Source organism: Streptomyces sp. NRRL WC-3605 (genome assembly GCF_001509795.1).
In the GTDB taxonomy this organism is placed as follows: Bacteria; Actinomycetota; Actinomycetes; order Streptomycetales; family Streptomycetaceae; genus Streptomyces; species Streptomyces viridochromogenes.
The window spans coordinates 16,420-42,513 of sequence record NZ_LLZN01000075.1 but is presented as its reverse complement, the minus strand read 5'-3'; the positions used below and the strand labels follow the sequence as shown (position 1 = coordinate 42,513).

Here is a 26,094-nt window from a genome sequence, read left to right as displayed (position 1 = left end):
CACCCTTGTCCCGTAGAGTGAGACAAGGGTGTCGTCGGTCACATGGCCCGAGGGGGCCGTTTCCGGCCAGGTCAGCCAGGGTACGCCCCGGGCCACGGGCCGGGCGTCGCCACCTCGGCCTCCTCCTCGACCTTCGTGTCGAACAGCGTGAAGCCTCGGCGCTGGTAGTTGGCCATCGCGTGCTCCCCGTCCTTGCTGCACGTGTGCAGCCACACCCGCTTGGTCGGCGGCAGCTCCGGCCACCGCTCGGCGAGGTCCCAGGCGCGGGAGGTGGCGTACGCCAACAGATGGCCGCCGATCCGCCGCCCGCGGAAGGCCGGGATCAGGCCGAAGTAGACGATCTCCACGACCCCGCCGTCCTGCGCCTCCAGCTCCACATAGCCCGCCGGGGTCCCGCGGTCGTACGCCACCCAGGTCTCGACGCCCGGACGCGCCAGCTGCTCCTGCCACCGCGCGTAGCTCCAGCCGAGCCGGTCCACCCAGCGGATGTCCCCGCCGACGGACGCGTACAGGAAACGGCTGAACTCGGGCGAGGGGACCTCGGCACGGATCACCCGCACGTCCCCGTCCGGCGCTTCGGCCGGAAGGAGGTCGGTGGGGGCGGTCTGTTCCAGGGACCAGGTGGTCACGGCGATGGTGGGCATGCCGTCAGGCAATCATCCCGACGGCGGATCTGTCGATCGGCCCCCTGGCCGGGCCGCCCCGGCCGGGCCCCGCCCCTCAGTCCAGGGCGGCGTCGATCGACCGCAGCGGCACCGCGAACAGCGTCCGCCCCGACTGCGACCACACCTCGCCGGTCGCCTCCCAGTACGACAGGGAGCCGGCTCCCAGGCCCCAGCACCTCGGGGCGCCCTCCGTGCCGCACCGCGTCGCCTCGGCTCCGTCGGTGTCCTGGCGCCACAGGCTGCCGTGCCGGTCCGTACGGGCCGGAGCCCGCCCCACGTACCAGCCGGCCCGGTCCGTCCCCGGTGCCCGGCGCGACAGCACGCCCTCGACACCGGACGCCTCCGTCTCGTACGCCTCGACGGCCCGGACCGATCCGGTGGCGTCCGTGGCCAGCAGGCCCGCGCGGGCCGGGTCCTTGCTGAACGCGTACCGCCACAGCCGGGCGTGCCCGTCGCCGTCCGCCGGGGTCCGCTCGCTCGCGACCAGGCTGTCCGGCGCCGTGCTGCGGTCCAGCGACACCGTCCCCAGCCGGGGCGCGTCCCGGCCGGCCAGCCGGTACGAGCCGACGGCCGGCAGCACGAAACCGAGGCCGTGCGCCGACCAGCCCGCGGCGGTCCGGCCCACGGCGGCGCTGTCCACCGTGGTGCGCTGCACGCGGTCCAGGTCGTACACGTACAGCCCGTCGCCCGCGGTGACCAGCAGCTTGTCCTGGTACCAGGCCATGCCCGACAGCCGGGACGTCAGCGGGCGGTAGTCCCGCCCGCCGTCCACCGGGACGACGAGCAGCACCGAGGTGTACAGCAACTGGTCCATGTCGGTGGCGTCCACGAACGACACCCGGGCCAGCGAGCCGCCGCCCTGGCTCCAGCCGGACAGGATCACCCGGTGGTCGTTCCACCAGCCGTCGTCGTCGGCGTCGCCCGAGGTGGTCACCGCACCCGCCCGCCAGGACCGGGTGTCCCCGGCGTCCCAGCAGTAGGCGTGGGTCGCCGCCGGGGCGACCGGCAGCCCCGTGCGCTCCCCGGCCGTGCACCCGTCCGCGTCACGCAGCGTGTGCTGGGCACCCTCCAGGACGGCACCCACCCCGACCGGCTTCCCCATCGCGGAGGACAGCCTGTCGAGCGTCGCCTCCGGGACGAGCTGCTCGCGCAGCCGCAGCGCGTCCGTCCCGGCGGCCCCCGCGAGCGGCTTCAGGGCCCCGGGATCGTCACCCACCGTGGCCTGCGAGGCGCTGATCATCGTGGCGGCGGCGGTGAGCGCCAGGGCGGTTCCGGCGAGGAACGCGCGCAGCGCACGGCCCTGCTTGCGTCGACGGTGTCTGCCGCGGTGCTTCATCAAACCTCCCGAGGCGAGCCAACTGCGCCCATCGGCCCGAGCGTTGACCGAAGGAGCAGGTGGGGCGGCCCGTACCAGGGATGCTACGGCAGGAAGGCACCCCCGCGGACGAAGACCCTGCAAATATGCGCAAGAAGGTGGTGGACCGGATCATCCCGGCCGGGACCCCGCTCCCCGCGCGCGTGCGATCCCGGGCGCCGTCGAATGCGGCAGCAGAGCGCGCGGGTCCCGCGGCAGCAGCACCTCCACCTCGGCGTCCTCCCGGAAGCGGTACGGCCGGTGCTCCAGATGCGCCCCGAGGTAGCGGCGCACCCGCGACATCTCCGCACGCACCGTCACCGTGCGCCGCGCGTCCCCGAACATGTCCTCCGCCAGGCGCGCCGCGCTGCGCCCGCCCCGGTCCATCGCCAGCAGGCACAGCAACTCGGCGTGCCGGGGACTCAGTTCGTGACTCCATGTGCCGGCGCCGCCGGACACCGTCACCGACCAGCGGCGCGGTTCGCTCAGGTCCAGCGTGATGCGGGTGGCGCCGGGCGACCCGGGTTCGTCGCAGGGCCGCAGCAGCCAGCCCCCGGCGAGCGGCTCCATCGTGCACAGCCCGAGCGGCGGCAGCCATCTGCGGCCCGGCACCGGCGACTTCGGCAGCGCGACCCGGTGCGTGTACGGCATCCCGGTCACCGCCGCGGTCCAGCCGTCCCGGTCCACGACGACGGCCCGCCCGGTCAGCCGGGCCAGCGCCGGCGCGGCCACGGCCCGCAACCGCTCCAGCGAGGCGGTGTGCAGCTCCCGCAGCCGGGCCTCGGCCAGTTTGGCCACCGAGTCGACCCAGGCGAGCGTCGCCGGATGCATCGTCTCCAGCGGCCCGCTGACGTCCACCACCCCGATCAGTCGGCCGTCCCGTGGGTCCGTGATGGGCGCGCCCGTGCACGTCCACGAGGTCTGCGAGCGCTGGAAGTGCTCGGCGGCGAAGACCTGAACGGGCCGGCGCACCACCGCCGGGGTGCCCACGCCGTTCGTGCCGACGACGCTCTCCCGCCAGTCCGCGCCGAGTTCGAAGCCGAGGCCGTCCGCCTTCCGCAGCACCGAGGGGCTGCCCTCCCGCCACAGCACCCGGCCCTCGTCGTCGGCGACGACCATGATGTGGTGGGCGACGTCCGCGACCGACAGCAGGCCCTCGCGCAGCACCGGCAGCACGTGCCGCAGCGCGGTCTCCTCCCGGCGCCGCTGCACCTCCTCCCGGGACAGCAGGCCCGCGCGGACGTCGTGGTCCGGGTCCACACCGCTGCGCAGCATGCGTTCCCAGGACTGCTCGATCACCGGGCGCGGCGCGACGGGAGCGCGCTGCCCGGAGAGCGTGGCCGCGCGGACGTCGCTGAGCACGCGCGCGGCGCGTGCCGAGTCCACGGCGGCCAGCTGCGTCACGTCCGTCGGCGAGAGCGCCAAGGGTCCTCCCGGCAGAAGAGGTCTCAACCTGACTGTGCGTCTCATTGTGTGCGTCTCATAGTGCCGCTCCGCGCACATGGAGGGACACGGTCCGCACACAGACGCCAACAAGTTGCAACCCCCTGCAACCCTGGTGGACGGCTCTGGCCTGATCGAGACTTGAACGACGCCGTCCCGAGCGGCGTCCGCCGCCTCGAACGGGTCGGCAGCGGGGGTGGTGCCGTGTCGGCGCAGCACCACCCCCGCCTCGCTTCCGTGCAGGTCAGAGGGTTGGTCGCGCCCGCTCCACCAGCGACGCCCGGGCAAGACTGTGCGGCAGCGTCCCGAACGCGGCGCCCGCGTCGCCGCCGAGCCGCGATGCGCAGAACGCGTCGGCGACGTCCGATGGCGCGAAACGCACCAGCAGCGCCCCCTGGAGCACCAGCGCGAGCCGCTCGGTCACGCGCCGGGCACGCGCCTCGATGCCCTCCAGATCGGCCAGTTCCGTCAACAGCGCCCTGATGGCCGCGTCCAGCCGGTGATCGGCGCCCCGCGCGAGGCCGACCTCCCGCAGATACGCGTCCAGCGCCGCCGGTTCGCGCCGCAGCACCCGCAGCACGTCCAGCGCCTGGACGTTGCCCGCGCCCTCCCAGATCGAGTTCAGCGGCGACTCGCGCACCAGCCGCGGCAGCTGCGACTCCTCGACGTACCCGTTGCCGCCCAGGCACTCCGCCGCCTCCACGGCCACCGGGGCGCACCGCTTGGTCACCCAGTACTTGGCGGCGGGCACGGCGATCCGCAGCAGCGCCCGCTCCTGCTCGCCCCCGTCGTCGTAGCCGGCGGCCAGCCGCAGGGCGAGCGTCGTCGCCGCCTCCGACTCGACGGCCAGGTCGGCCAGGACGTTGCGCATGAGCGGCCGGCCGGCCAGCTTCGTGCCGAACGCCTCGCGGTGGGAGCAGTGGTGGACCGCCTGCGCCACCGCCTGCCGCATCAGCCCGGCCGAGCCGAGCACACAGTCCAGCCGGGTCGCCGCGACCATCCCGATGATGGTGCGCACCCCCTGCCCCTCCTCACCGACCCGCCGCGCCCACGTCCCGTCGAACTCGACCTCCGCGGACGCGTTGGACCGGTTGCCCAGCTTGTCCTTGAGCCGCTGGAGCAGGAACACGTTGCGGCCGCCGTCCTGAAGCACCCGCGGCACCAGGAAGCACGTCAGCCCGCCGGGCGCCTGCGCCAGCACCAGGAACGCGTCCGACATCGGCGCCGAGCAGAACCACTTGTGCCCGGTCAGCGCGTACGTGCCGGACTCGGCGAGCGGCACCGCCCGCGTCGTGTTGGCGCGGACGTCGCTGCCGCCCTGCTTCTCCGTCATGCCCATCCCGAACAGCACGCCCGCCTTGCTCGCCGCCGGCCGCAGCTCGCGGTCGTACACGACGGACGTCAGCCGCGGCTCCCACTCGGCGGCCAGCCCGGGGTCGGCGCGCAGGGCGGGGACCGCCGCGTGGGTCATGGACAGCGGACAGGTGTTGCCCGCCTCGACCTGCGTCCACAGGACGAACGCCGCCGCCCGCCGCACATGCCCGCCGGGTCGCGTCCACGCGGCCGTCAGTCCCGCCGAGACGCCCTTGCCGAGCAGCCGGTGCCAGGACGGGTGGAAGTCGACCTCGTCGACGCGGTGGCCGTAGCGGTCGTGGGTCCGCAGCCGCGGGGGGTTCTCGTTCGCCAGCACCCCCCACTCCTGCACCTGCGCGGACCCGCACGTCCGCCCCAGCGCCGCGAGCTCCCCGGCGGCCTCCTCGCGCACGGCGGGCGGCAGATGCCGTTCGACGGCCGAGACCAGGGCCGGGTCGGCGGTGTAGGCGTCGTACCCGGTCAGGGGCGGGGGCTGGTTGGTCACGCTGTGAGTGCTGCCTGCCATGCCGGTGAACCTATCCCTCCGGGACGCCCCGCTCCCCGGCCCGACACGACCGGCCGCGGTCCGTGGCGGGCGCCCCGATGAGAGCGTCCTCGCGCTGCGGATACCTTTGGTTCGTGCAGCCAGCAAGTGATTCCCCCGAGCAGCCCTCCGGCCGTCTCCACCGGGCGCGTGCCCTCTACCGGAACGTCTCGAAGCGCAGGACCGCCTGGCTGCTGCTGAAGGACACGGTCAACTCGTGCATCGAGTACCGCATCCTGGGGCTCGCGGCCGAGGCGGCGTTCTTCACGCTGCTCTCCGTCCCGCCGCTGCTGCTCAGCCTCATCGGCCTCCTCGGCTACGTCGACGACTGGACCGGCACCGACACCATCACCAGTCTGGAGACCAACCTCCTGGAGGCATCCCGCACCGTCCTGTCCGACAAGGGCGTGCGCCAGATCGCCCAGCCGATCCTGGACGACGTGATGAAGGGCGGCCGCCCCGACGTGATCTCGGTCGGCTTCCTGTTCGCCCTGTGGTCCGGGTCGCGCGCGGTGAACGTCTTCATAGACACGATCACCGTGATGTACGGCCTCGACGGGGTGCGCGGCATCGTCAAGACCCGGCTGGTGGCGTTCCTGCTGTTCCTCGCCGCCCTGCTGATCGGCTCGGTGGCGCTGCCGCTGATGGTGGCGGGCCCGGACGCCGTCGTACGCATCCTGCCCTGGTCGGAGACCCTGGTACAGGTGCTGTACTGGCCGGTCGTCATCGTCCTGTCGGTCGCGTTCCTGACGACCCTGTACCACGTGTCCGTGCCGGTGCGCTCCCCGTGGATCGAGGACGTCCCCGGCGCCCTGGTCGCCCTCGCGATGTGGGTGCTCGGCAGCTTCCTGCTGCGCATCTACCTCACCAGCACCATCGAGGGCGCCACGATCTACGGTTCGCTCGCCGCGGCCGTCGCCGTCCTGCTGTGGATCGGCGTGTCCGCCTTCGCCGTGCTCGTGGGAGCCGCGGTCAACGCCGCGATCGACCGGGTCTGGCCGGCCGCCGCGACGGCCGCGGCCCGCGAGGCCAACGAGCGGGTGCGCGAGGCCCAGGTCGCCGAGTACGTGGCGCGCGCCGCCGCCGGCCTGGAAACCGACCCCGACGACCCGGACATGCCGTCCGAGTTCCCAGAACGCTGGTCCCGCTTCCTCCCGCCGGAGGACGTCACGTCACGGCTGCGGACCCATGTGAAGAACCCGCACCACCCTCACCACCCGCACAAGAAGAACGGCGACTCCTGACGCCCGCAGACCCGGTCAGATCCACCACGCCCCCGCCGCCGCGGCCTCCCGCACGAACGCGGAGAAGTCACGGGGGGCGCGTCCCAGCACCTCGCGCACCTCGTCCGTGAGATGTGCGTTGCGCCCGTCCAGCAGGGTCTCGAACACCTCCACCAGGAGTGCCGCCTCCCCGGCCGGCACCCCGAACCCGGCAAGCGCCTCCCCGTAGGCCGGAGCGGGCACCGGCGTGTACCCGACCGGGCGGCCCGTCGCCGCCGAGATCTCCGCGACCGCCTCCCGCCAGGCCAGCAGCCGGGGCCCCGTCAGCCGCAGCGTCCGCCCCGCGTACCGGTCGCCGTCCGCCAGCACCGCCGTCACCACGTCCGCGAGGTCCCGGACGTCGACGAACGGCTCGCGCACCTCACCCGCGGGGAACACCAGCTCCCCGTGGGCGATCCCCTCCACCAGCGGCCCTTCGCTGAAGTTCTGCGCGAACCACGCGGCCCGTACGACCGTCCAGTCCGCGCCGGACGCCTTCAGCGCCTCCTCCGCCGGCAGCGCCTGGTCCTCACCGCGAGCGGACAGCAGCACCAGCCGCCGCGCCCCGAGCCTCACCGCCTCGCGCGCCAGCGCGTCGATGTCCTTCGCCGCCGCCGGGTCGCCGATGTCGGTCGGGTACATCAGATACGCCGCGTCCGCGCCCCGCAGGGTCGTCTCCCACGTCGAGGGGTCCGTCCAGTCGAAGCCCGTCGCGCGGGACGCCGCCCGCACGGTGAACCCCGCCGCGTCCGCCGCGCGGGCCACCCGGCTCCCGGTGCGTCCCGACGCACCGGTCACCACCACCGTCGTCCCGTTCCGGTGGGCCGTCACGTTCTCGTCGCGCTCATTGCGTGTCATGCCCCCAGTCAACGGCCGCGCGGCCGGGCCGCCCATCGCCGAACGGCTCGCTCGCATACGCGGGCGTCTACGCTGACGGCATGGACGCCCTCGCCGGTCTGCTCGACGGCCCGCGCGCACGCGGTGCCTTCATGATCCGCGCGTGTTTCGACCCGCCCTGGTCCGTCCGCGTCGAGGACCGCGCCCCGCTCACCGTCATGGTCATGGTCCGCGGCGAGGCGTGGGTGACGCCCGACCGGGGCGAGCCGCTCCGGCTGCGCGCCGGCGACCTCGCCATCGCCCGCGGCCCGGACCCCTACACCTGTGGCGACGACCCGGGCACCGCGCCGCAGGCGCTGATCCTGCCGGGCGCCGAGTGCCGCTACCCCGACGGACGGTCCCTCAACGGCTCGATGGACCTGGGCGTGCGCTCCTGGGGCGACCGGCCCGACGGCTCGGCCGTCCTGCTGATCGGCACCTACCTGCGGGAGGGCGAGATCAGCGGGCGGCTGCTGAACTGCCTGCCCCCGCTGCTGGCCCTCCCCGCCGACGTGTGGGACCACCCGCTCACCCCCTACCTGACGACGGAGATCGTCCGGGACGCCCCCGGCCAGGAGGTCGTCCTGGACCGGCTGCTCGACCTGCTGGTCATCGCCGCGCTCCGGACCTGGTTCGCCCGCCCCGAGGCCGAACCCCCGGCCTGGTACCGGGCGCTGGCCGACCCGGTCGTGGGACGCGCCCTGCGGCTCCTCCAGGACGACCCCGCCCACCCGTGGACCGTCGCCTCGCTCGCCGCGAAGGCCGGGGTGTCCCGGGCCGCGCTGGCACGGCGGTTCACCGGCCTGGTGGGGGAGGCGCCCATGACCTACCTCACGGGGTGGCGGCTGGCCCTCGCGGCGGACGCGCTGCGCGACACCGACGACACCCTGGAGGCCATCGCGCGGCGCGTCGGCTACGGCAGCCCGTTCGCGCTGTCCGGCGCCTTCAAACGGGTGTACGGGGTGAGTCCGCAGGAGCACCGGCGGCGCCCTGCCCCGGCCCGGGAGGACGCCCGTGTATGAGGAGCGGGAGTCCCGGCTGCCGGGGGCCGTCGTCTGGACGAACACCCCGGACGCGTCCGACAGCGGGCGCGTCCTGCCCGACGGCTGCATGGACCTGCTGTGGCACGAGGGACGGCTGCTGGTCGCCGGGCCCGACACCCGCGCCCAGGTCACCGAGGGCACGGCGGGCGTCTGGAGCGGCGTCCGCTTCTTCCCGGGGACCGCGCCCGCCCTGCTGGGCGTCCCCGCGCACGAACTGCGCGACCGGCGCGTCGACCTCGCCGACCTGTGGCCCGCGTCCCGGGCGCGCCGGCTCGGCGCCCGCGTCGGGGCCGCCGCCGACCCGACGACCGCCCTGGAGGACGCCGCCCTCGCCCTGGCCGCCGGCGCACCGCCGCCCGACCCGCTGCTGCGGCACCTCGTCACCGCCCTCGGCACGGGCCGCCCCGTCGCCGCCGTCGCCGGTGAACTGGGACTCGGCACACGGCAGTTGCACCGCAGCTCCCTGGCCGCCTTCGGGTACGGCCCCAAGACTTTGGCCCGCGTCCTCCGTCTTCAGCGCGCCCTGCGGCTGGCCCGCGCCGGCGTGCCCTTCGCGGAGACGGCGGTCCGCGCCGGCTTCGCCGACCAGGCCCATCTCGCCCGCGACGTCAAGGACTTGACGGGGGTCCCGCTCCGAGTGCTACTCGACCGCTAGCGGTGCGAACAGGTCGACGCCGTTGCCGTCCGGGTCCTGGACGACGGCGTAGCGCTGCCCCCAGAAGGCGTCCCACGGCTTGAGTTCGCCGTGGTACCCGGCGGCCACCAGGTCCTCGTACACCGCGTCCACCTCGGCCGGGCCGTCGCACCGCAGCGCCAGCGCCGCCCGGCCGCCCCCGGTGGGCGGCCGCCACCCCGGGTGGAACGACCGGATGGTGTCCTCGGTGTCGAGCAGCAGCCGTACCCCGCCGGGCGGCGCGGCCTCGGCGTGCGGCTCGCTCTCGGAGCCCTCGGGGAAGGGGAACCCCAGACGCCGGTAGAAGGCGACGGAGGCGGCCATGTCGGAGACGACCAGGCCGACGGCATCGAATCGTGGAGTCATGCGGTCACCGTAGGAGCCGGGGGAGGGGCCCGTCTTGAAGGAAACGGACACGGCGGCGGGCCCGCCGGGCGCACACGCGCTCACTCGAAGGTCACCGGGCCCCTGGGCGTGTCCAGCGTGAACGACAGGCCGGCCGGACCCTCCGCCAGGGCGAGTTCCGTGCCGAGCGACCGCACCAGGGGCCGGATCGCGTCCGGGTCGGGCGCACTCCCCGACATCGCCAGCAGCGGGGTCAGGGGCAGCCCCGCGGCCGTGGGATGAGGCGAGTCGCCCCAGTCGATCAGGAACGGAACCAGACCGGACGGATCGGCGTCGTCGCCGTCGGTGAGCCGCCACCGCAGCAGGGTGCCGTCGGGCCGGCGCCTGCTCATCGGCTTCGCCGGACCCGGGTCGTAGCCCTGGGCCCGCGCGGCCGCGATCGCCGCGTCCAGGTCCGGCGGGGAGATCGCCCAGGTGAGGGTGCGCGCGGTGGTGAGCCCGAGGGACTCGAAGGGCCGCGGCCGCCCCGGAGCGGCCTGCTCCGGGTCCGGGCCGATGATCTCCAGATAGCAGGAGCCGCCCAGCGCCACCAGATGGTTGCGGGTGCCGCGCCCGACATGCACCCCGCCGGGGGCCGGTTCCACCCCCGTGCGGCGGGTGAACTCGGCGAGGGTGGCGGCGAGATCGGGCGTCCCCAGCACGAGATGATCCAGGAACGCGGGAAGGGCACTCATCCCGGCCGAGGCTATGCAGGGCCCCCGCTCCGGGGGAACACCCCCGCGCGGGCCGGGAGTTCACAAGGGGACGGCCCCGCGGACCCGCCGTCTACGCTGGACCGCATGGCCGTACGACTCCTCGTCCTCACCCGTACCACCGACTACCGGCACGCGTCCATCCCGGCCGGGGTGGAGGCCCTGCGCACGCTCGGCGGCTTCGACGTGGACCACACCGAGGACCCGGCGGCCCTCGAACGCCCCCTCGACGGCTACGCGGCCGTCGTCTTCCTCTCGACCAGCGGCGACGTGCTCACCCCGGCCGGCCGCGACCGGCTCCTCGCCTACGTCGGCTCCGGCGGCGGCTTCGCCGGGGTGCACGCCGCCGCCTGCACCGAGTACGGCTGGCCCGCCTACGGCGACCTGCTCGGCGCCCGTTTCGACCGGCACCCCGACCTTCAGCCCGGCAAGGCAGTCGTCGAGGACCACGACCACCCCGCCACCCGGCACCTGCCGCCCGTGTGGGAGCTCACCGACGAGTGGTACGACTTCCGCCGCAGCCCCCGGGGCGCCGTCCGGGTGCTGGTCTCCGCCGACGAGTCCTCGTACGACGGGGGCGGCATGGGCGACGACCACCCGCTGGTGTGGTGCCGCGAGCACGGCGCCGGGCGCGTCTTCTACACGGCCCTCGGCCACACCGCCGAGCTGTACGACGACCCCGCCTTCCGCGCGCATCTGCGGGGCGGGATCGGCTGGGCGGCGGGCTGACGGTCTTCTGGTGGGCCTACGGGGACAGCCCTCAGCGGCCCGGCCGGGGCAGGGCGTGGAACTGGGGGCCGTAGGTGCCCCGGCGGTCCGGCAGCGGGGTCTCCATCAGCTCGACCGCCGGGTCCTCCAGGCCGCGCATGGTGTGGATGCCGGCCCCCAGACTGCGGTGCCCGCCGCCCGCCCAGGCGTCGTCCAGGGAGTCCAGCACCGTGCTGTACATGGCGTCGAAGCGGTACAGCACCCCTCCGACGTGCACCGACGCCCGGGGCCAGCCGCCCACCGGGACCGGTGCCATGGGACGCACCTCCGGGAACGGCACGGGCGGGCCGACGTACCGCCAGCCCTCGTCGGTCTGCCGCAGCTCCCGGCCGTGGTAGATCTCCCCGAACGCGTAGTAGTGCGCGGGCGCGTCGTGCGAGAACGAGTCGTTCGGCGAGGAGGCCGTGCCCTCGCCCTGCTCCCGGATGACCTCGATGTCGTGCTCGACGTCGTCCAGGGTCCGCACGGGACGCAGCTCGTCGGAGTCGATGCGCTGGCTCACCTGCCCGCGCGTCGACAGCTCCGGCCGCACCGCCCGGAACGCGTTCAGCATGCCCTCGTAGAACTCGCCGACCGTGGGGGACGCCTGCGCGCTGCGGACCAGCGACTCCTCGGGCGCCTCGATCGCCATCATCACGTCCCGGACGAAGGACTTGGTCAGCCCCGACAGATAGACGTTCACGCCCGCCCGCACCCCGCCGGGCAGCGGCCCCGGGTAGACGGGCGCGGCGGCCTTCACCTGCGGCCGCCCGCCGATCGCCACCAGCAGGTTGCAGACGATGCCCAGGTGGTACATCTCGTCGCCGACGATGCGCCGGATCATCCGCGCGACCTCGCTGCGCTGGTCCTTCACCGACCACCAGCCGCACAGATAGGGCGGGATCGTGGCGAGCTCCAGACCGACGGCGACCTGGAGCGCGGACCGCAGCCAGGCGACCCCGCGGGCGTCCTCCGGGACCGCCATCAGCCGGGCCACCGACCCGAGCCGGGCCGCGGCGGCCGGGGCACCCGCCAGGGGCGCGGCCTGCGCGGTACCGGCGACCGCGGCCGGCGCTCCGGCCGCCAGCGCGGCCGAAGCCAGGAAACTCCTGCGCTTGAACGGGGCAACCGCCGGCTCGTCCGGCTCTTCGCTCATACCCGTCTACCTCGCCTCAGCTCATGGGGCGGGGCCCCGCCCGCTGCTCGACGCAGGCTCGCGGGGCCCCTTCGACAGCTCGCGAAGCTAGCAGCGATCACGGCCGCGACCAGGGCACACGTGCCGAGCGGCGCCGCGACCACCCGGCCGGGCCAACGCCCCGGCGCGGTGCCGTGACGTACACCGAACGGCGGCATCCGCCCCCCGTCCGGTGGAATATCCGGCCAGAATGAGGTGCTGTGATCTTCACGGTGCACGAGCGCGGTGGAGGAGGCTGACGGACGTATGACGGCACTCCGGACGGACCCTGCGGATCCCGTGGTGAGCACGCCCCACGGCGCGGTACGGGGCAGATACGAGCACGGCGTCGCGGTGTTCAAGGGCATCCCCTACGCCGCTCCCCCCTTCGGCCCGCGCCGGTTCCGGCCGCCGGAGCCGCCCGAGCCCTGGGAGGGCGTGCGCGACGCCCTCGCGTTCGGGCCGACCGCTCCCAAGCCGCCCTACTCCGAGGCGTTCGCGCAGTACCTCTCCGACCCGTCCGTGCCCGGCGACGACTGCCTCAACCTCAACGTGTGGACGCCCGACCCCGGCCCAGGCGCCCGGCTGCCCGTCATGGTGTTCCTGCACGGCGGCGCCCTCACCCGCGGCTCCTCCGGGGTGCCCGTGTACGACGGGCGCGCCTTCGCCCGCGACGGGATCGTCCTCGTCTCGGTGAACTACCGGCTCGGCGTCGAGGGCTACGGCTACTTCCCGGACGCCCCGGCCAACCCGGGCCTGCGCGACCAGCTCGCCGCCCTGGAGTGGGTGCACGCGTCCATAGCCGCGTTCGGCGGCGACCCCGGCCGCGTCACCCTGTTCGGGCAGTCCGCGGGCGCGATCAGCGCAGGCGCGCTCCTCGCCGCCCCGCAGGCCCAGGGCCTGGTGCGGCGGGCGATCCTGCAGAGCGGGCCGCCCGAGGCCGGTGAACGGGACAAGGTGCGGCGCATGGTGCGCCGGATGGCGACCCGGCTGAAGATCCCCGCCACCGCGGCCGCGTTCGCCGAGGTCGACCGCGAGCTGCTGCTGCGCACCCAGGGCGAGGTGGGGCGGCTCAGCTCGCCCGTGCTGGGCGGACCCGCGTTCGGGATCGTCGTCGACGGCGACCTCGTGCCCCGCGACCCGCTGGAGGCGCTGACCGAGGGCGGCGCCGCGGCGGGCGTCGAGCTGATGATGGGCTGGACCAGGGACGAGTACCGGCTGTGGCTGGTGCCCGGCGGCCTCCTCGAACGCGTCGACCGGCTCGGCACCGTCGCCCTCGCCGGAGCCATGGCCCGCTGCCACGTCGGCGCCGACGTCCCCCGCGGCTACCGCGCGCTGCACCCGGAGGCCGGCGCCGCCGAGATCGTCGGCCAGATGGTCACCGACCACCTGCTGCGCGTCCCCCTGCACCGCCTGGCCGACGCCCGGCCCGGATCGTCGTACGTGTACGAGTTCGCCTGGCCCTCCAACCTGCCCGGCCTGGGCTCCTGCCACGCCCTGGAGCTGGGCTTCGTCTTCGGCACCGGCGACTCGCCGGAGTCCCGCAAGCTGGCCGGCGACGGCGCCCCGCAGGAGCTGGCCGACGAGATGCACGGGGCGTGGGTGCGGTTCGCGACGGACGGCGACCCCGGCTGGCGGCCCTGGGACCCCACGCATCCCGTCCGGATCTTCGGCGACGGCGAGACCCGCACGGACCTCGGCCCCCGCGACGCCGAAGTGGCCCTCTGGACGGCCCCACCCCGCCCCGTCCCGGCCCTGCCCGACGGCACCCCGCCCCGGACCACGGAGATGCGCGCGGTGGTCCGCCGACTCCGCCTCCCGGGAGCGGTCCGCCGCCACTGACGGCCGCGCCGCCCGGACACCGGGGGCCGTGGACGTCACGCCCGAGGCGTCAGCGTCCGTGCGAGGGCCGTGACCGTCGTCGGACCGACCCGGCAGCAGCCGCCGATCAGGCGGGCGCCTGATGCCTGCCAGGTGCGGGCCAGGGCGGGGGCGAGGGTGACGTGTCCGTCCCAGGAGCGGGACGTCGCGTCCCAGGACTCGCCGCTGTTGGGGTAGACGACGACCGGCAGACCCGTCACCCGGGCGGCGGTCTCGACGGCGCCCTCGACGTCCTCGGGGGCGCAGCAGTTCACGCCCACCGCGATCAGCTCGTCGGCGCCGGCGGCGAGCCCGAACGCCTCCTCCAGCGGCTGCCCGGCACGGGTGCGGTCGCCGCTGACCGAGTACGACAGCCAGGCCGGGACGCCCAGCCCGCGGACCGCCCGCAGCAGCGCCTCGGCCTCGTCGGCGTCGGGGACCGTCTCCAGCGCGAGCACGTCGGGCCGGGCCGCGGCCAGGACCTCCAGCCGGGGCCGGTGGAACCGCTCCAGCTCCGCGACGCTCAGCCCGTACCGCCCCCGGTACTCGGAGCCGTCCGCGAGCATCGCCCCGTACGGCCCGGCTGACGCCGCCACCCACAGCGGCCGGCCGATCCCACGGGCCCGCGCCCGGCGCACCGCCTCGCGCGCCAGTTCCACGCTCGACGAGATCAGCCCGGCGGCCCGCGCACGGTCGAGGCCGCGCCACGCGAAGCCCTCGAACGTGGCCTGGTAACTGGCGGTGATCGCCACGTCGGCGCCCGCCTCGAAGTAGGCCAGGTGCGCCTCGACGATCGCCTCGGGCTCCTCCGTGAGCAGCCGGGCCGACCACAGCTCGTCGCTGAGGTCGTGGCCCATGGCCTCCAGCTGGTTGGACAGGCCGCCGTCGAGCACGACGGTGGCCGAGGCGAGGGCGTCGGCGAGGGGAGGCGTGCCGTTCATGTCTGCGACCGTAGCCGGTGGAGTGGACGGAGGTCTGGCGCGGTGGGGGCCGGTCCGGGTGGGATGGGGGCGCCGGGCCCTTCAGAGCCCTCCGGGAGCCGTCACAGCCGTCGCAGCCGTCACCACCGGGAGAGTCATGTCCCTCAGCCCCTCCACCGGCCGTACCCGCGCGCACTGGGAGGCCACGGCCGACGCCCTGCTCGCCGCCGTCGAGCCGTACGCCACCGACGACAAGGCCCTCTACCACCTGCCCGGCGGCCACGAGAGCTGGTCGGGCCGGCTCTCCGACGGTCTGGAGGGCTACGCCCGCACCCTGCTGCTCGCCGCGTTCCGCCGCGACGAGACCGTGCTGGAACGCTACGCCGACGGGCTGGCGGCCGGGGTGTCCGGGGTGTGGCCCCGTATCGAGGACCGCGGGCAGCCGCTCGTCGAGGCGGCGTCGGTCGCGCTCGCGCTGCGGCTCACCCGGCCCGTGCTGTGGGACCGGCTGCCGGACGCGGTGCGGCAGCGCGCGGCGGCCTGGCTGGGCGACGCGCTGGACGCCGAACCCTGGCCCTGCAACTGGGAGTTGTTCCCGGTGACGGTCGGCGGCTTCCTCCAGGAGACCGGGTACGAGCCCGAGGCGTCCCGCAAGGCCGTCGACCGGGGCCTCGCGCGCATCGAGGACTGGTACGTCGGCGACGGCTGGTACACCGACGGCGACGGCCGCAAGTTCGACCACTACAACGGCTGGGCGATGCATCTCTACCCGGTCCTGCACGTCTGGCTGGCCGGCGACGACCGGCTTCTGGAGCTGTACGGCGGCCGGCTCTCCCGTCATCTGGAGGACTACGCCCGGCTGTTCGGCGGCGACGGCGCCCCGATGCGCCAGGGCCGCTCCCTGACCTACCGGTTCGCCACGGCGGCCCCCCTGTGGCTGGGCGCGCTCACCGGGCACACCCCTCTCGCGCCCGGCGTCACCCGGAGGCTGGCGTCCGGTGCCCTGTCGTACTTCCTGGAGCGCGGCGCCGTGGACGCGAACGGTCTGCTGACCCTCGGCTGGCACGGCCCCGACCCCTCGGTGCTCCAGGGCTACTCGGGGCCCGCGTCACCGTACTGGGCGAGCAAGGGCTTCCTCGGTCTGCTGCTCCCGGCCGACCACCCGGTGTGGACGGCGCCGGAGGAACCCGCGCCCGCCGAGCGCGAGGACGCCGTCACCGCCCTCGCCGCCCCCAACTGGCTGCTGCAGTCGACGCGTTCGGACGGAGTGGTCCGGCTGCACAACCACGGCAGCGAGGACGTCCGCTACGACCCGTACTACACACGCCTCGCCTACTCCACGGCCACGGCACCCTCGACCTCGCCCCCGTACGACAACTCCGTGATCGTCGGCGGTGATCCGCGCCGTACGGACATCGTGCCGCTCGGTGCCGGCGACGGGTGGGCGGCGTCCCGGCACTCGGTCGGCGACCGGGTCCGCGTCACCAGTGTGGTGCTGGCCGAGGGCGCGGTCGAGGTGCGGGTCCACGAGGTCGCGGGCGCGCCGCCCGGGACGGAGGTGAGGGTGACCGGATGGGCCCCGGCCGACGGGCTGCGGGCCGAACTGCTGCCCGCCGTCGGCCTGTCCGGGGACGGCGAGCCGGCCGGGGTGACGTCCGCCGGGCCCACCCTGTTCGCCGCCGTCGCCCGTCTCACCGCCGAACCCGGCCCGGCACCGCTCGCGGACCTCGTGACCGTGCGGCCGTCCGGCGACGGCCAGGTGGACGTGCGCTTCGGCGGCGGCCGCAGCGTGCGGGTCCGCCCGGCGGGGGAGTGCCCGGTGACGGACCTCGGCGGCTGACGCGGACACTTCGGCCGGGACCGAACGGACCGGGCCCTAGCGTTCCCCGTATGACGCCCATGACCCCGTTCGCCGCGCTTCACCACGGTGCCGCGCCCCTGCTGCTCCCCAACGCCTGGGACCACGCCTCCGCCGCCGCTCTGGTGGCCCGGGGCTTCCCGGCGGTCGGCACGACGAGTCTGGGCGTCGCCGCGGCGGCCGGGCTGCCCGACGGTTCCTCCGCCACCCGCGAGGAGACCCTCCGCCTCGCCCTCGTGCTGGGCTCCGGGCCGGGCCTGATCTCCGTGGACGCTGAGGACGGCTACAGCGACGACCCCGAGGAGGTGGCCGCGTTCGCCCGGCAGCTCGCGGCCGTCGGAGCCGTCGGCGTCAACCTGGAGGACCGCCTCGGCGACCCCGCGCGGCACGCGGCCAAGATCGCCGCGGTCAAGGCCGCCGTCCCCGGGCTCTTCGTCAACGCCCGGACCGACACCCACTGGCTCGGCGACGGCCGCGGGGACCTCAGGCGCCGCCTCGACGCCTACCAGGAGGCGGGCGCCGACGGGGTGTTCGTGCCCGGGCTGGCCGACGCCGGGGAGATCGAGGCCCTGGTGAAGGACCTCGACGTCCCCCTGAACGTCCTCCTCGGCCCGGCCGGCCCCAGCTTCCCCCGGCTCGCCGAACTCGGTGTCCGCCGGGTCAGCCTCGGCTCCCTGCTCTACCGCGTGGCCCTGGGAGCCGCGCTCGACGCGGTCGGCGAGATCACCGAGGGAAGGGCGCCGGCGGGGGCGATCCCGACGTACGGGCAGGTCGAGGCGCTGGCCCGGCAGGACACCCCCTAGGCCCCGTCGTCCGGATCATCTAGGCGTCGCGGGGCCTGGCACGCGCATCTGGGCCAGGCAGGGGCCGGACGATCACCCCGGTTGCGCCTGGGGCTGCGGTCGGCCGGGCTCGCCGCGCGGCCAGTGCGTGAGGGCCACGTGCAGGGCGTCGACGGCCCGGTCCCAGGACTCCTCGACGTCCCGGGGGGCGCCGAACGCCCCGGTGGACTCCAGGGAGCAGTAGCCGTGGAAGGTGCTGCGCAGCAGCCGGACGGCGTCGGTGAGGTCGGGCTCGTCCAGCCCGTAGGCGCGCAGCACGCCGTAGGTGATCTCGGCGGTGCGGCGCAGGGCGGGGGAGTCGGCGATCAGCTCCTGGTCGACCGGCATCTGGGTCGCCGCGTACCGGCCGGGGTGCTCCAGGGCGTACGCCCGGTAGGCCGCGGCGAAGGCGACGAGCGCGTCCTTGCCGGCGCGTCCCGCCACGGCCGCCGCGATCCGGTCGATCAGCTCGCCGCCGGCCAGCAGCGCGACCCGGGTCCGCAGGTCCTGGAGGTTCCTGACGTGCGAGTAGAGGCTCGCGTCCTTCACCCCGAAGTGCCGGGCCAGCGCGGACAGGCTGACGTTCTCGAACCCCACCTCGTCGGCGAGCTCGGCCGCCGCCGCGGCGAGGCGGTCGGCGGTCAGTCCTGCGCGGGCCATGGGGGTCCTTCGGGAAAAGGGGAGGTGACAGGCCCAGATGCTAATGCCCGCCCGGCGCCCTCACGGCCGCTCGCCGGAGCCGCCCGGCCGGACCAGGCCCGTCTCGTACGCCAGGACGACCGCCTGGGCCCGGTCCCGCAGGTCCAGCTTGGCGAAGATGCGCGCCACATGGGACTTGACGGTGGCCTCGCTGAGCGTGAGACGGGCGGCCAGCTCCGCGTTGGACAGGCCCCGGCCGAGCAGCGTCAGCACCTCCAGCTCGCGCGGTGTCAGCCGGTCCAGGTCGGCGGGGACGGCCGGGGGCCCGGCGGCCTCCTCCGAGGCGAAGCGTTCCACCAGGCGGCGGGTGATGGCGGGCGCGAGCAGCGCGTCCCCCGTGCCGACCAGCCGGACGGCCGCCGCCAGGTGCTCGGGCGTCACGTCCTTCAGCAGGAAGCCGCTCGCGCCCATCGACAGGGCCGCGTAGACGTACCGGTCCAGGTCGAAGGTGGTGAGCATCAGCACCCGGCAGTCCGGCGCCTCCCGGAGGATGCGGCGGGTCGCCTCCAGGCCGTCCATGGTGGGCATGCGGATGTCCATCAGCACGACGTCCGGGACGAGTTCACGGGCCAGCGCCACCGCCTCCGCCCCGTCCGCGGCCTCACCGACGACCTCGATGCCACGCACCGTCAGGATCAGCCGGAACCCGGTACGGATCAGGGTCTGGTCGTCGGCGATCAGCACCCGGGGCCCGGCCCCGTCCACCGGCGCGCTCACGGCCGGTCCAGCGGGATGCGGGCGCGGACCCGGTAGCCGCCGCCGAGCCGCCTCCGGGCGTCCAGGTCGCCGCCGTACACCGCGACCCGCTCGCGCAGGCCCAGCAGGCCGCGCCCGGTGCCCTCGCGGTGCCGGGCCGCCGCCGGGCGCGGTGCCGGGCCGCCGGTCAGCACGCTGGGGCCGGTGTTCAGCACCTCGACGCGCAGCGCGTGGTCGGCGTAGCGGACGCTGACCTCCGCCCGGCCGCCGTCGCCGTGCCGGAGGGCGTTCGTCAGCGCCTCCTGGACGATCCGGTACGCCGTCACGTCGATCCCCTGCGGCAGCGGGCGGGGTTCGCCGGAGATCCGCACCTCCACCGGCAGCCCCGCGAACGACACCCGGTCGACCAGCTGCCCGAGCCGGTCCAGGCCGGGCTGCGGGGCCAGTGCGCCCCGCCCGCTCGGGGACACCCCGGTGTCCTCCGCGCACTTGTCCTCATCCACGCCGTCCGGCGACGGCGCGAGCACGCCCAGCAGATGCCGCAGGTCCGTCATCGCGCCCCGCCCCGCCTCCTCCACGGCCCGCAGCGCCGCCGCGGCCTCGTCCGGCATCGTGCCCAGCACCTCGCGGGCCGCGCCGGCCTGCACCACCATGAGGCTGACCGTGTGACTGACGATGTCGTGCAACTCCCTCGCGATCCGGTTCCGTTCGGCCACGACGGCCGCGCGAGCCGCGCTCTCCCGCTCCCGTTCCAGCAGCCAGCCGCGCTCCCCGACGGCGTCGCGCCAGCGTCGCCGGGTCCGTGACAGCGCCACGGCCAGCACCAGTACGGCCGCCCACGCCACCGCCGCGACGGTCCAGCCCGAGTTCCAGTCCCCCATGGGCCCCACCCTGGCAGACCGTCACCGCCCGCGCATCGGCCGTCGGATGCAGGGCCTGCATCCCGGGGATGAGCCCGCCGCCGGAATGCCGTCCGCAGACGGATGCCCCGCCGGCACCCGGCTCGTAGCGTCGTGTCCATGGTCACCGAGGACAGCGGGAACGAGATCGTCGTACGGCTCGACGGCGTGCGCAAGGAGTACGGGGAGACGACGGCACTGGCCGGGGTGTCCCTGGAGATCAGGGCCGGGGAGGCGGTCGCCGTGATGGGGCCCTCGGGGTGCGGGAAGTCCACCCTGCTCAACATGATCGCCGGACTGGACCGGCCCACGGGCGGCAGCGTCGTCGTGCACGGGGAGAACGTGGGGGAGTGCGGGGAGAAGAGGCTCGCGCTGTACCGGCGGCACCGGATCGGCATGATCTTCCAGTTCTTCAACCTGATCGACGACCTGTCCGCCCTCGACAACGTGGCGCTCGCCGCCCAGCTGACAGGCACCCCCGCCCGGCAGGCCCGGCGCCGCGCAGTGGAACTCCTCGACGAACTCGGCGTCGCGGACCGGCGCAACGCCTACCCGGCCGTGCTCAGCGGCGGCGAACGCCAACGCGTGGCCGTGGCCCGGGCGTTGATGAACCGCCCCGCCCTCCTGCTGGCGGACGAGCCGACCGGCGCCCTCGACAGCCGGGCCGGGGAACAGGTGATGGACCTGCTGCTCGACCTCAACCAGATCGGCCAGACGCTGATCCTGGTCACCCACGACGCCCGTCTGGCCCGGCGTTGCGCCGGCCGGCTGATCGAACTCGCCGACGGCCGTGTGACCGGCGAGCAGGCCCTGGAGGTGTCCGCGTGAGGGCCGTGTGGCGGGCCGCGCGCGCGGCGGTACGGCGCCGCAGGCTCCAGACCCTCGTCATCGCCCTGGTCACCCTCACCTCCAGCGCGGCCATGGTGGTCGCCCTCGGCCTGCTCGACGCGGCCTCCGCCCCCTTCGACAAGGTGTTCGGCGCCCAGCGCGGCCCGCACGTGGTCGCCGAGTTCGACCCGGCGAAGGCAGGCGGAGAGCGTCTGGCGCGGGCCGCCCGGCAGCCCGGCGTCGAGGCGGCGGGCCCCTTCCGGCAGGCCACAGTCGAACTGTCCGACAGAGCCATGGAGTTCGGCCTCGGCGCCCAGATCACCGTCGTCGGCCGCGCGGACCCGGGCGGGCCCGTCGACCGGCTGGACCTGTGGGCGGGCCGCTGGGCCACCCGGCCCGGCGAGGTCGTCCTCAACCGCCAGTCCGACTGGACCCCCGACGACCTCGGCAAGCGGCTCCCGATGCGGCCGGGAGGCCCCTCCCTCACCGTCGTCGGGTTCGCCTTCGACCTCAGCAGGACCGCCGACGCGTGGGTGGCACCCGAGCAGATCGGCGCCCTGCGCCCGGCCGCCACCCAGCTGCTGCTCCGCTTCCCGGACGCGTCCTCCGAGTCCCGGCTGCGCGCCGGGCTGGACACCGTGACAGAGACCCTGCCGGCCGGCTCGCTCACCGCGTCCCGGTCGTACCTCTCCCTCAAGCACCAGGTGAGCAGCTCGGCCCGGGCCTACACCCCGTACCTGATGGCGTTCGGGATCCTCGGCGTGGTGGTGGCGGTGCTCATCATCGTCAACGTGGTGAGCGGCGCGGTGATCTCCGGATTCCGGCAGATCGGCGTGCTCAGGGCGCTCGGCTACACACCGTGGCAGGTCGTCGGCGTCCACCTCGCGTGGATCGCGGTGCCCGCGGTCCTCGGCTGCGCCCTCGGCACCGCCGCCGGGAACGCGTTGGCGCGCCCGTTCTTCCGCTCCGTCTTCATGGGGCCCGACGCGGGCGTGCTGCACGACAGCGTGTCCGTCTCCGGGCGGGTCAACGCGGTCACCCTGCTCGGCCTGCCCGCCGTCTGCCTCCTCGCCGCGCTGGTTCCCACGCTCCGGGTGCACCGGATGCCGGCGGCCCGGGCGATCAGCGCGGGGAGCGCACCCCGCGCCGGGCGGGCCCTGCGCCTGCAACGGCGGCTGGCCGGCAGCGCGCTGCCCCGCCCGGTCAGCCTGGGCATGGGCCTGCCGTTCGCCCGGCCCGGACGCAGCGCCCTGACGCTGGCCGCGGTGGTGCTCGGAGTGACCACGGTGACGTTCGCGACGGGCCTCGCGACGACGATGGACCGGTTCGGCGGTGCCGGGCGCGACGCCTACCAGGTGACGGTGTACGCCTCCCGCTTCGACGACGGCAGGGAGATCGAGCCGCGGCACCCGGACCGCGAACTCCACGCCCTGCTGGCCGGGTTGCCGGACGCGACCGAGGTCACCGCACGGGCGGACGTCGAGGTGGGGCTGGTGGGCTCCGCGCACCCGGCGATCCTCGAAGGGCGCCGCGGGGACCGCCTGTCGCTCGGCGACGTGCTCACCGCGGGCCGGTGGATGCGCGGCGACCACGAGATCGTGGCCGGCTCGGCGTTCCTGCGGCAGAACGGCGTCCGGGTCGGCGACCGGATCACCCTGGAGAAGGGCGGGCAGCGCAGGCCGATGCGGGTCGTCGGGGAGGTCATGCAGAACAACGCGCGCGTGGTGCTCACCGGCTGGCCGGCCCTCGCCGCGCTGGCACCCGACGAGAGGCCCGTCGCCTACCACGTCAGGCTCCGCGAGGGCGCCGACCCGGCCGCCTACGCCCGCGCCGCGCGGGCCGCCGACACCGGGGTGAGTCCGGCGCCGAGGGGCCCCGACAACCTCACCCGCACCATCGTCGGCTCCGCCACCGCGCTCACCCTGATGCTCGCGCTGGTCTCCGCGCTCGGCGTGTTCAACACGGTCGTCCTCAACACCCGTGACCGGCGCCGCGACCTGGGCACCCTGAAGTCCATGGGCATGACCCCGGGGCAGGTCACCCTGATGACGGTGACGTCCATGGCGGTCCTCGGCGTGCTCGGCTCCCTGCTGGGCATCCCCCTGGGCGTCGCGGGCTACGAACTGGTCGTCCCGCGCATGGCGGACGCCGTGGACATCACCCTGCCCGCCTTCATGACCGACGTGTGGCGGGCACCGGCTCTCGCCGCGCTCGCCCTCGCCGGAGTGGCCATCGCCGTCGCCGGCGCCCTGGTACCGGCCCGCCGGGCCGGCCGCCTGACCATCGCGGAGGTGCTGCGCGGCGAGTGACCGCGGGCGCGGACGGCACCCGCGGCCATTCGCCCGGCCGGTGGTCCGGCCCTCACCCCGCAGCAGAGAACCCCGCAGCCGAGCCCCCCGCAGCAGATCCCGCGGCCGAGAACACGAAGGAGAACTCCGCCGGTTCGGCGTGCAGGAGGTACCGCGGCTGGGGGCCCGGACCGCAGGACTGGGAGCCGATGCCGTGCTGGGCGTGGTCGAGGTGGACCCACACCGTGTCGCCCGGCACCAGATCGGTGCGGTGCCGGGCGGCGTCCAGCCGCTCGGTGGTCCAGCGCCGGGCACTGAACCAGAACTCCGGGTCGCCCTCGACCCGCAGACCGCCGAGCTCCACCCAGCGGACGTCGCACCGGGCGCCGTTCTCCTGCGGGCGGACGTACGGGGTGTGCAGGTCCTCGACCGCGGCCTCCCAGCGCGCGTGCCGGGCCGCCGCCCGGGTGTCCGGGTACGCCTCGCCGCCGCTGCCGTACCACCGGGCGCTCGGCGTGGTGGCGGCGGGCAGCCCCCAGCGGACGCCGAGCCGGGGCAGCGGCACCGTCCAGCGTCCCTCGGGCACCACCTGGACGGACAGCCGCAGCCGGGCGCCGTCGGACGTCCACCGGTAGACGGTGCGCAGGCCCACGTCCCGGGCTGCGGGCGCCACTCGGGTCCGCACGGTCAGCGTGCCGCCGTCCACGTCCACGGCGTCGACGCGGTGCCGCATCCGGTGCAGGCCGAGCTCCCGCCACAGTCCGCCGTACCGGGTGCCGTCCTGCCAGGACGCGCCCTCGTCGTTGTCGGTGGGCGCCCGCCACACGTCCAGGCGCGGCCCGGTGACGTCCACCCCGCACAGCGACCGCAGCGCGCCGGTGCGGGCGTCGAACACGCCGGGCCCGAGCACGATCCGGTCGCCGCCGGCCTCAGGGACGGCACCGGTGACCGGGGCGGCGGGCGCCCGCCGCGCGACCGTCCGCTGGGCCCAGGCCACCTCGTGGCCCCGCCGCGCCCAGGGGGTGTCCTCGGCGAGCAGCGCCCGGACCGTCCACTGGACCTCCGCGCCACCGCCGTCCGGCGCGGGCACCGGCAGCTTCACCTCCGCCGACCCGCCCGGCGCGAGCGGGGGCACGGCCAGCGGGTGCGTGCCGCCGACGGGTGCGCCGTCGACCTCGTAGGAGAGCGTGAACTCCAGGTGCCCGAGGTCGCGGACGTCGTACGCGTTCGTCACGCGCACGGTGCCGTCCGGGCCGTCCCCGTCGATCCGGACCGGCTCGATCACCTTCTTGTACTCGACGAGCCCCGGCGAGGGCCGCCGGTCGGGGAAGAGCAGCCCGTCGCACACGAAGTTGCCGTCGTGCAGCTCCTCGCCGAAGTCACCGCCGTAGGCGTGGCCCAGCTCCGGGTGCTCGACACCGTGGTCGATCCACTCCCAGACGAACCCGCCCTGGAGCCGCTCGTACCGTTCGAAGATCCGCTGGTAGTCGGCGAGCCCGCCCGGCCCGTTGCCCATCGCGTGCGCGTACTCGCACTGGATGAAGGGCAGTTCCCGGCGCCGGAGCGTGCCCCCGTCCAGGCCCCGGCCGATCCGCTCGACGTCCTCGTGGGACGCGTACATCCGTGAGTGCACGTCCGTGTCCCGGCACTCCGCGTCGCCCTCGTAGTGGATCAGGCGGGAGGCGTCCCGGCCGCGGATCCACCCGGCCATGGCGGTCAGTCCGCGCCCGGTGCCCGCCTCGTTGCCGAGGGACCAGAACACGACCGACGGGTGGTTCTTGTCACGCTCGACCATCCGGGCCGCCCGGTCCAGCAGGGCCGGGGTCCAGCGGTCGTCGTCGACGGGATTGTCCCGCCAGTCCTGTTCGGTGAAGCCGTGCGTCTCCAGGTCGCACTCGTCGATCACCCACAGCCCGTACTCGTCGCACAGGTCGAGGAACGCCGGGTGCGGTGGATAGTGGGAGGTGCGCACCGCGTTGACGTTGTGCCGCTTCATCAGCAGCACGTCCTCCCGCATGGTCGCGAGGTCCATGGCGCGGCCCGTGCGGGGATGCCACTCGTGCCGGTTGACGCCCCGGAACAGGACCGGCCGGCCGTTGACCTTGATCAGGCCGTCCTCCAGTGCCACCGTGCGGAAGCCGATGCGCAGCGGCACCCGTTCGCCGGGGGTGCCGAGCACGCCGTCGTACAGCGTCGGCGTCTCCGCCGACCACGGCTCGACCGGCACCGTCACCGTCTCCCCGGTCGCGACGTCGACGCCCAGAGCGGGCACCGACACCCGGCCCGCCACGTCGCAGTCGACGCGCAGGGTGCCCTCGCCCGTGGTGTGGTCGTAGGAGGCGTGCACGAAGAAGTCGCCCGGCGCGCCCGGCGGCCGGTGCAGCAGGGTGACGTCACGGAAGATGCCCGGCAGCCACCACTGGTCCTGGTCCTCCAGGTACGAGCCCGCCGACCACTGGTGCACCCGGACCGCGAGCACGTTCCCGGCCGGCCGCAGCAGCGCGCCCACCGCGAACTCGTGCGGCAGCCGGGAGCCCTTGAACTCGCCGAGCTCCGTGCCGTTCAGCCAGACCCGGGCGCAGGACTCCACCCCGTCGAAGCGCAGCAGTGCCTCCCCGTCCGCCGGCCAGTCGCCGGGCAGGTCGAAGACGCGCAGGTGGTCGCCGGTGGGGTTCTCCGTCGGGACGTGCGGCGGGTCCACCGGGAAGGGGTACAGGTGGTTGGTGTAGATCGGCGCGCCGAACGCCCCGTCGCCCTGCAGCACCCAGTGCCCGGGCACCGTGACCTCGGCCCAGTTCCCGGCGTCGAACCCCCGGGCGGCGAACGTGTCGTCCTCCGCGTCCGCGGTCGCCGAGAGCCGCAGTCGCCACCGCCCGTTCAGGGACAGGGAGCGCGCGTCCGAGGCCGCGTACCAGGCACGCGGAGGCAGCGATCCGGTGCCCGGCGAGACGTCCTCGACGTAGCCGGCGGAGGGGGAAGTACGCACTGACATCT

At 75.0% G+C, this 26,094-nt stretch carries 22 protein-coding genes; 9 read left to right on the top strand and 13 right to left on the bottom strand.

Features of this window, described 5'->3' with window-relative positions:
• Positions 1–71: 71 nt before the first annotated feature.
• From ADL34_RS25305 to ADL34_RS25290, 4 genes are all read right to left on the bottom strand, one after another.
• Complete coding sequence (locus ADL34_RS25305; protein ID WP_062672075.1) at positions 72–644, bottom strand: GNAT family N-acetyltransferase; 573 nt, start codon at positions 642–644, stop codon at positions 72–74.
• 76 nt (positions 645–720) lie between these two features.
• Positions 721–2,001 (bottom strand): hypothetical protein, encoded by a 1,281-nt coding sequence (locus ADL34_RS25300; protein WP_062672073.1) that lies wholly within the window; start codon positions 1,999–2,001, stop codon positions 721–723.
• Positions 2,002–2,151: 150 nt separating this feature from the next.
• Positions 2,152–3,444 carry a helix-turn-helix domain-containing protein gene (locus tag ADL34_RS25295; protein WP_062672071.1) on the bottom strand — a complete coding sequence of 431 codons (1,293 nt, stop codon included), beginning with the start codon at positions 3,442–3,444 and terminating at the stop codon, positions 2,152–2,154.
• A 262-nt stretch (positions 3,445–3,706) separates the two neighbouring features.
• Positions 3,707–5,341, bottom strand: coding sequence for an acyl-CoA dehydrogenase family protein (locus tag ADL34_RS25290; protein ID WP_062672069.1), 1,635 nt, complete (start codon positions 5,339–5,341; stop codon positions 3,707–3,709).
• Positions 5,342–5,454: 113 nt separating this feature from the next.
• Here ADL34_RS25290 and ADL34_RS25285 point away from each other — a divergent pair, with 113 nt between their 5' ends.
• Complete coding sequence (locus ADL34_RS25285; protein WP_062672066.1) at positions 5,455–6,603, top strand: YihY/virulence factor BrkB family protein; 1,149 nt, start codon at positions 5,455–5,457, stop codon at positions 6,601–6,603.
• Positions 6,604–6,618: 15 nt separating this feature from the next.
• Here ADL34_RS25285 and ADL34_RS25280 read toward each other — a convergent pair whose 3' ends face one another.
• Positions 6,619–7,479 (bottom strand): NAD(P)H-binding protein, encoded by an 861-nt coding sequence (locus tag ADL34_RS25280; protein WP_062672064.1) that lies wholly within the window; start codon positions 7,477–7,479, stop codon positions 6,619–6,621.
• An 80-nt stretch (positions 7,480–7,559) separates the two neighbouring features.
• Here ADL34_RS25280 and ADL34_RS25275 point away from each other — a divergent pair, with 80 nt between their 5' ends.
• Positions 7,560–8,519, top strand: a complete 960-nt coding sequence (locus ADL34_RS25275; protein ID WP_062672062.1) for an AraC family transcriptional regulator — start codon at positions 7,560–7,562, stop codon at positions 8,517–8,519.
• A complete protein-coding gene (locus ADL34_RS25270; RefSeq protein WP_062672060.1) occupies positions 8,512–9,195 on the top strand; it encodes a helix-turn-helix domain-containing protein in 684 nt (227 codons plus the stop codon). The genes ADL34_RS25275 and ADL34_RS25270 overlap by 8 nt, the downstream gene beginning before the upstream one ends.
• Here the strand turns inward: ADL34_RS25270 and ADL34_RS25265 are convergent.
• Positions 9,181–9,579 carry a VOC family protein gene (locus ADL34_RS25265; protein ID WP_079034373.1) on the bottom strand — a complete coding sequence of 133 codons (399 nt, stop codon included), beginning with the start codon at positions 9,577–9,579 and terminating at the stop codon, positions 9,181–9,183. The two genes, ADL34_RS25270 and ADL34_RS25265, sit on opposite strands and share 15 nt — an antisense overlap.
• A gap of 80 nt (positions 9,580–9,659) precedes the next feature.
• On the bottom strand, positions 9,660–10,292 hold the full coding sequence (locus ADL34_RS25260; RefSeq protein ID WP_062672056.1) for a VOC family protein: 633 nt from the start codon (positions 10,290–10,292) through the stop codon (positions 9,660–9,662).
• Between the two features lie 105 nt (positions 10,293–10,397).
• Here ADL34_RS25260 and ADL34_RS25255 point away from each other — a divergent pair, with 105 nt between their 5' ends.
• On the top strand, positions 10,398–11,039 hold the full coding sequence (locus ADL34_RS25255) for a ThuA domain-containing protein (protein ID WP_062672054.1): 642 nt from the start codon (positions 10,398–10,400) through the stop codon (positions 11,037–11,039).
• A 31-nt stretch (positions 11,040–11,070) separates the two neighbouring features.
• On the opposite strand, the gene ADL34_RS25250 is transcribed toward ADL34_RS25255, so the two are convergent.
• Positions 11,071–12,213 carry a ferritin-like domain-containing protein gene (locus ADL34_RS25250; protein WP_062672052.1) on the bottom strand — a complete coding sequence of 381 codons (1,143 nt, stop codon included), beginning with the start codon at positions 12,211–12,213 and terminating at the stop codon, positions 11,071–11,073.
• Positions 12,214–12,498: 285 nt separating this feature from the next.
• Between ADL34_RS25250 and ADL34_RS25245 the strand changes: the two genes are divergently transcribed.
• A complete protein-coding gene (locus tag ADL34_RS25245) occupies positions 12,499–14,073 on the top strand; it encodes a carboxylesterase/lipase family protein (protein ID WP_062672051.1) in 1,575 nt (524 codons plus the stop codon).
• A 35-nt stretch (positions 14,074–14,108) separates the two neighbouring features.
• On the opposite strand, the gene mmuM is transcribed toward ADL34_RS25245, so the two are convergent.
• The gene (gene mmuM / locus ADL34_RS25240) at positions 14,109–15,032 is read right to left on the bottom strand and encodes a homocysteine S-methyltransferase (protein WP_062672049.1); all 924 of its coding nucleotides are present in this window, start codon (positions 15,030–15,032) and stop codon (positions 14,109–14,111) included.
• 136 nt (positions 15,033–15,168) lie between these two features.
• Between mmuM and ADL34_RS25235 the strand changes: the two genes are divergently transcribed.
• Together ADL34_RS25235 and ADL34_RS25230 are read left to right on the top strand one after the other, a co-directional pair.
• On the top strand, positions 15,169–16,851 hold the full coding sequence (locus ADL34_RS25235; RefSeq protein WP_062672046.1) for a DUF2264 domain-containing protein: 1,683 nt from the start codon (positions 15,169–15,171) through the stop codon (positions 16,849–16,851).
• A gap of 59 nt (positions 16,852–16,910) precedes the next feature.
• Positions 16,911–17,672 carry an isocitrate lyase/PEP mutase family protein gene (locus ADL34_RS25230; protein ID WP_402547557.1) on the top strand — a complete coding sequence of 254 codons (762 nt, stop codon included), beginning with the start codon at positions 16,911–16,913 and terminating at the stop codon, positions 17,670–17,672.
• Positions 17,673–17,744: 72 nt separating this feature from the next.
• Here ADL34_RS25230 and ADL34_RS25225 read toward each other — a convergent pair whose 3' ends face one another.
• From ADL34_RS25225 to ADL34_RS25215, 3 genes are read right to left on the bottom strand one after another with little or no spacing between them, the layout of a single operon-like run.
• Positions 17,745–18,350 (bottom strand): TetR/AcrR family transcriptional regulator, encoded by a 606-nt coding sequence (locus ADL34_RS25225; protein WP_062672042.1) that lies wholly within the window; start codon positions 18,348–18,350, stop codon positions 17,745–17,747.
• A 60-nt stretch (positions 18,351–18,410) separates the two neighbouring features.
• Positions 18,411–19,106, bottom strand: a complete 696-nt coding sequence (locus ADL34_RS25220; RefSeq protein WP_234375105.1) for a response regulator — start codon at positions 19,104–19,106, stop codon at positions 18,411–18,413.
• Positions 19,103–19,966: a sensor histidine kinase gene (locus tag ADL34_RS25215; RefSeq protein ID WP_062672041.1), complete on the bottom strand. Its 864-nt coding sequence runs from the start codon at positions 19,964–19,966 to the stop codon at positions 19,103–19,105. Before ADL34_RS25215 ends, ADL34_RS25220 begins: the two co-directional genes overlap by 4 nt.
• Before the next feature lie 138 nt (positions 19,967–20,104).
• Between ADL34_RS25215 and ADL34_RS25210 the strand changes: the two genes are divergently transcribed.
• Together ADL34_RS25210 and ADL34_RS25205 are read left to right on the top strand one after the other, a co-directional pair.
• Entirely contained in the window at positions 20,105–20,812 is a 708-nt protein-coding gene (locus tag ADL34_RS25210; protein WP_062672040.1) for an ABC transporter ATP-binding protein, read from the top strand.
• The gene (locus ADL34_RS25205; protein WP_062672039.1) at positions 20,809–23,121 is read left to right on the top strand and encodes an ABC transporter permease; all 2,313 of its coding nucleotides are present in this window, start codon (positions 20,809–20,811) and stop codon (positions 23,119–23,121) included. Before ADL34_RS25210 ends, ADL34_RS25205 begins: the two co-directional genes overlap by 4 nt.
• Positions 23,122–23,173: 52 nt before the next feature.
• Here ADL34_RS25205 and ADL34_RS25200 read toward each other — a convergent pair whose 3' ends face one another.
• Positions 23,174–26,092 (bottom strand): glycoside hydrolase family 2 TIM barrel-domain containing protein, encoded by a 2,919-nt coding sequence (locus ADL34_RS25200; protein ID WP_062672038.1) that lies wholly within the window; start codon positions 26,090–26,092, stop codon positions 23,174–23,176.
• Between the last annotated feature and the right edge of the window lie 2 nt (positions 26,093–26,094).

Coding starts and splice junctions, on each gene's coding strand:
- ADL34_RS25275 (WP_062672062.1), top strand. CDS start 7,560: ATGGACGCCCTCGCCGGTCTGCTCGACGGCCCGCGCGCACGCGGTGCC.
- ADL34_RS25245 (WP_062672051.1), top strand. CDS start 12,499: ATGACGGCACTCCGGACGGACCCTGCGGATCCCGTGGTGAGCACGCCC.
- ADL34_RS25200 (WP_062672038.1), bottom strand. CDS start 26,092: ATGTCAGTGCGTACTTCCCCCTCCGCCGGCTACGTCGAGGACGTCTCG.
- ADL34_RS25255 (WP_062672054.1), top strand. CDS start 10,398: ATGGCCGTACGACTCCTCGTCCTCACCCGTACCACCGACTACCGGCAC.
- ADL34_RS25260 (WP_062672056.1), bottom strand. CDS start 10,292: ATGAGTGCCCTTCCCGCGTTCCTGGATCATCTCGTGCTGGGGACGCCC.
- mmuM (WP_062672049.1), bottom strand. CDS start 15,032: ATGAACGGCACGCCTCCCCTCGCCGACGCCCTCGCCTCGGCCACCGTC.
- ADL34_RS25230 (WP_402547557.1), top strand. CDS start 16,911: ATGACCCCGTTCGCCGCGCTTCACCACGGTGCCGCGCCCCTGCTGCTC.
- ADL34_RS25235 (WP_062672046.1), top strand. CDS start 15,169: ATGTCCCTCAGCCCCTCCACCGGCCGTACCCGCGCGCACTGGGAGGCC.
- ADL34_RS25210 (WP_062672040.1), top strand. CDS start 20,105: ATGGTCACCGAGGACAGCGGGAACGAGATCGTCGTACGGCTCGACGGC.
- ADL34_RS25215 (WP_062672041.1), bottom strand. CDS start 19,966: ATGGGGGACTGGAACTCGGGCTGGACCGTCGCGGCGGTGGCGTGGGCG.
- ADL34_RS25265 (WP_079034373.1), bottom strand. CDS start 9,579: ATGACTCCACGATTCGATGCCGTCGGCCTGGTCGTCTCCGACATGGCC.
- ADL34_RS25305 (WP_062672075.1), bottom strand. CDS start 644: ATGCCCACCATCGCCGTGACCACCTGGTCCCTGGAACAGACCGCCCCC.
- ADL34_RS25290 (WP_062672069.1), bottom strand. CDS start 5,341: ATGGCAGGCAGCACTCACAGCGTGACCAACCAGCCCCCGCCCCTGACC.
- ADL34_RS25280 (WP_062672064.1), bottom strand. CDS start 7,479: ATGACACGCAATGAGCGCGACGAGAACGTGACGGCCCACCGGAACGGG.
- ADL34_RS25250 (WP_062672052.1), bottom strand. CDS start 12,213: ATGAGCGAAGAGCCGGACGAGCCGGCGGTTGCCCCGTTCAAGCGCAGG.
- ADL34_RS25300 (WP_062672073.1), bottom strand. CDS start 2,001: ATGAAGCACCGCGGCAGACACCGTCGACGCAAGCAGGGCCGTGCGCTG.
- ADL34_RS25225 (WP_062672042.1), bottom strand. CDS start 18,350: ATGGCCCGCGCAGGACTGACCGCCGACCGCCTCGCCGCGGCGGCGGCC.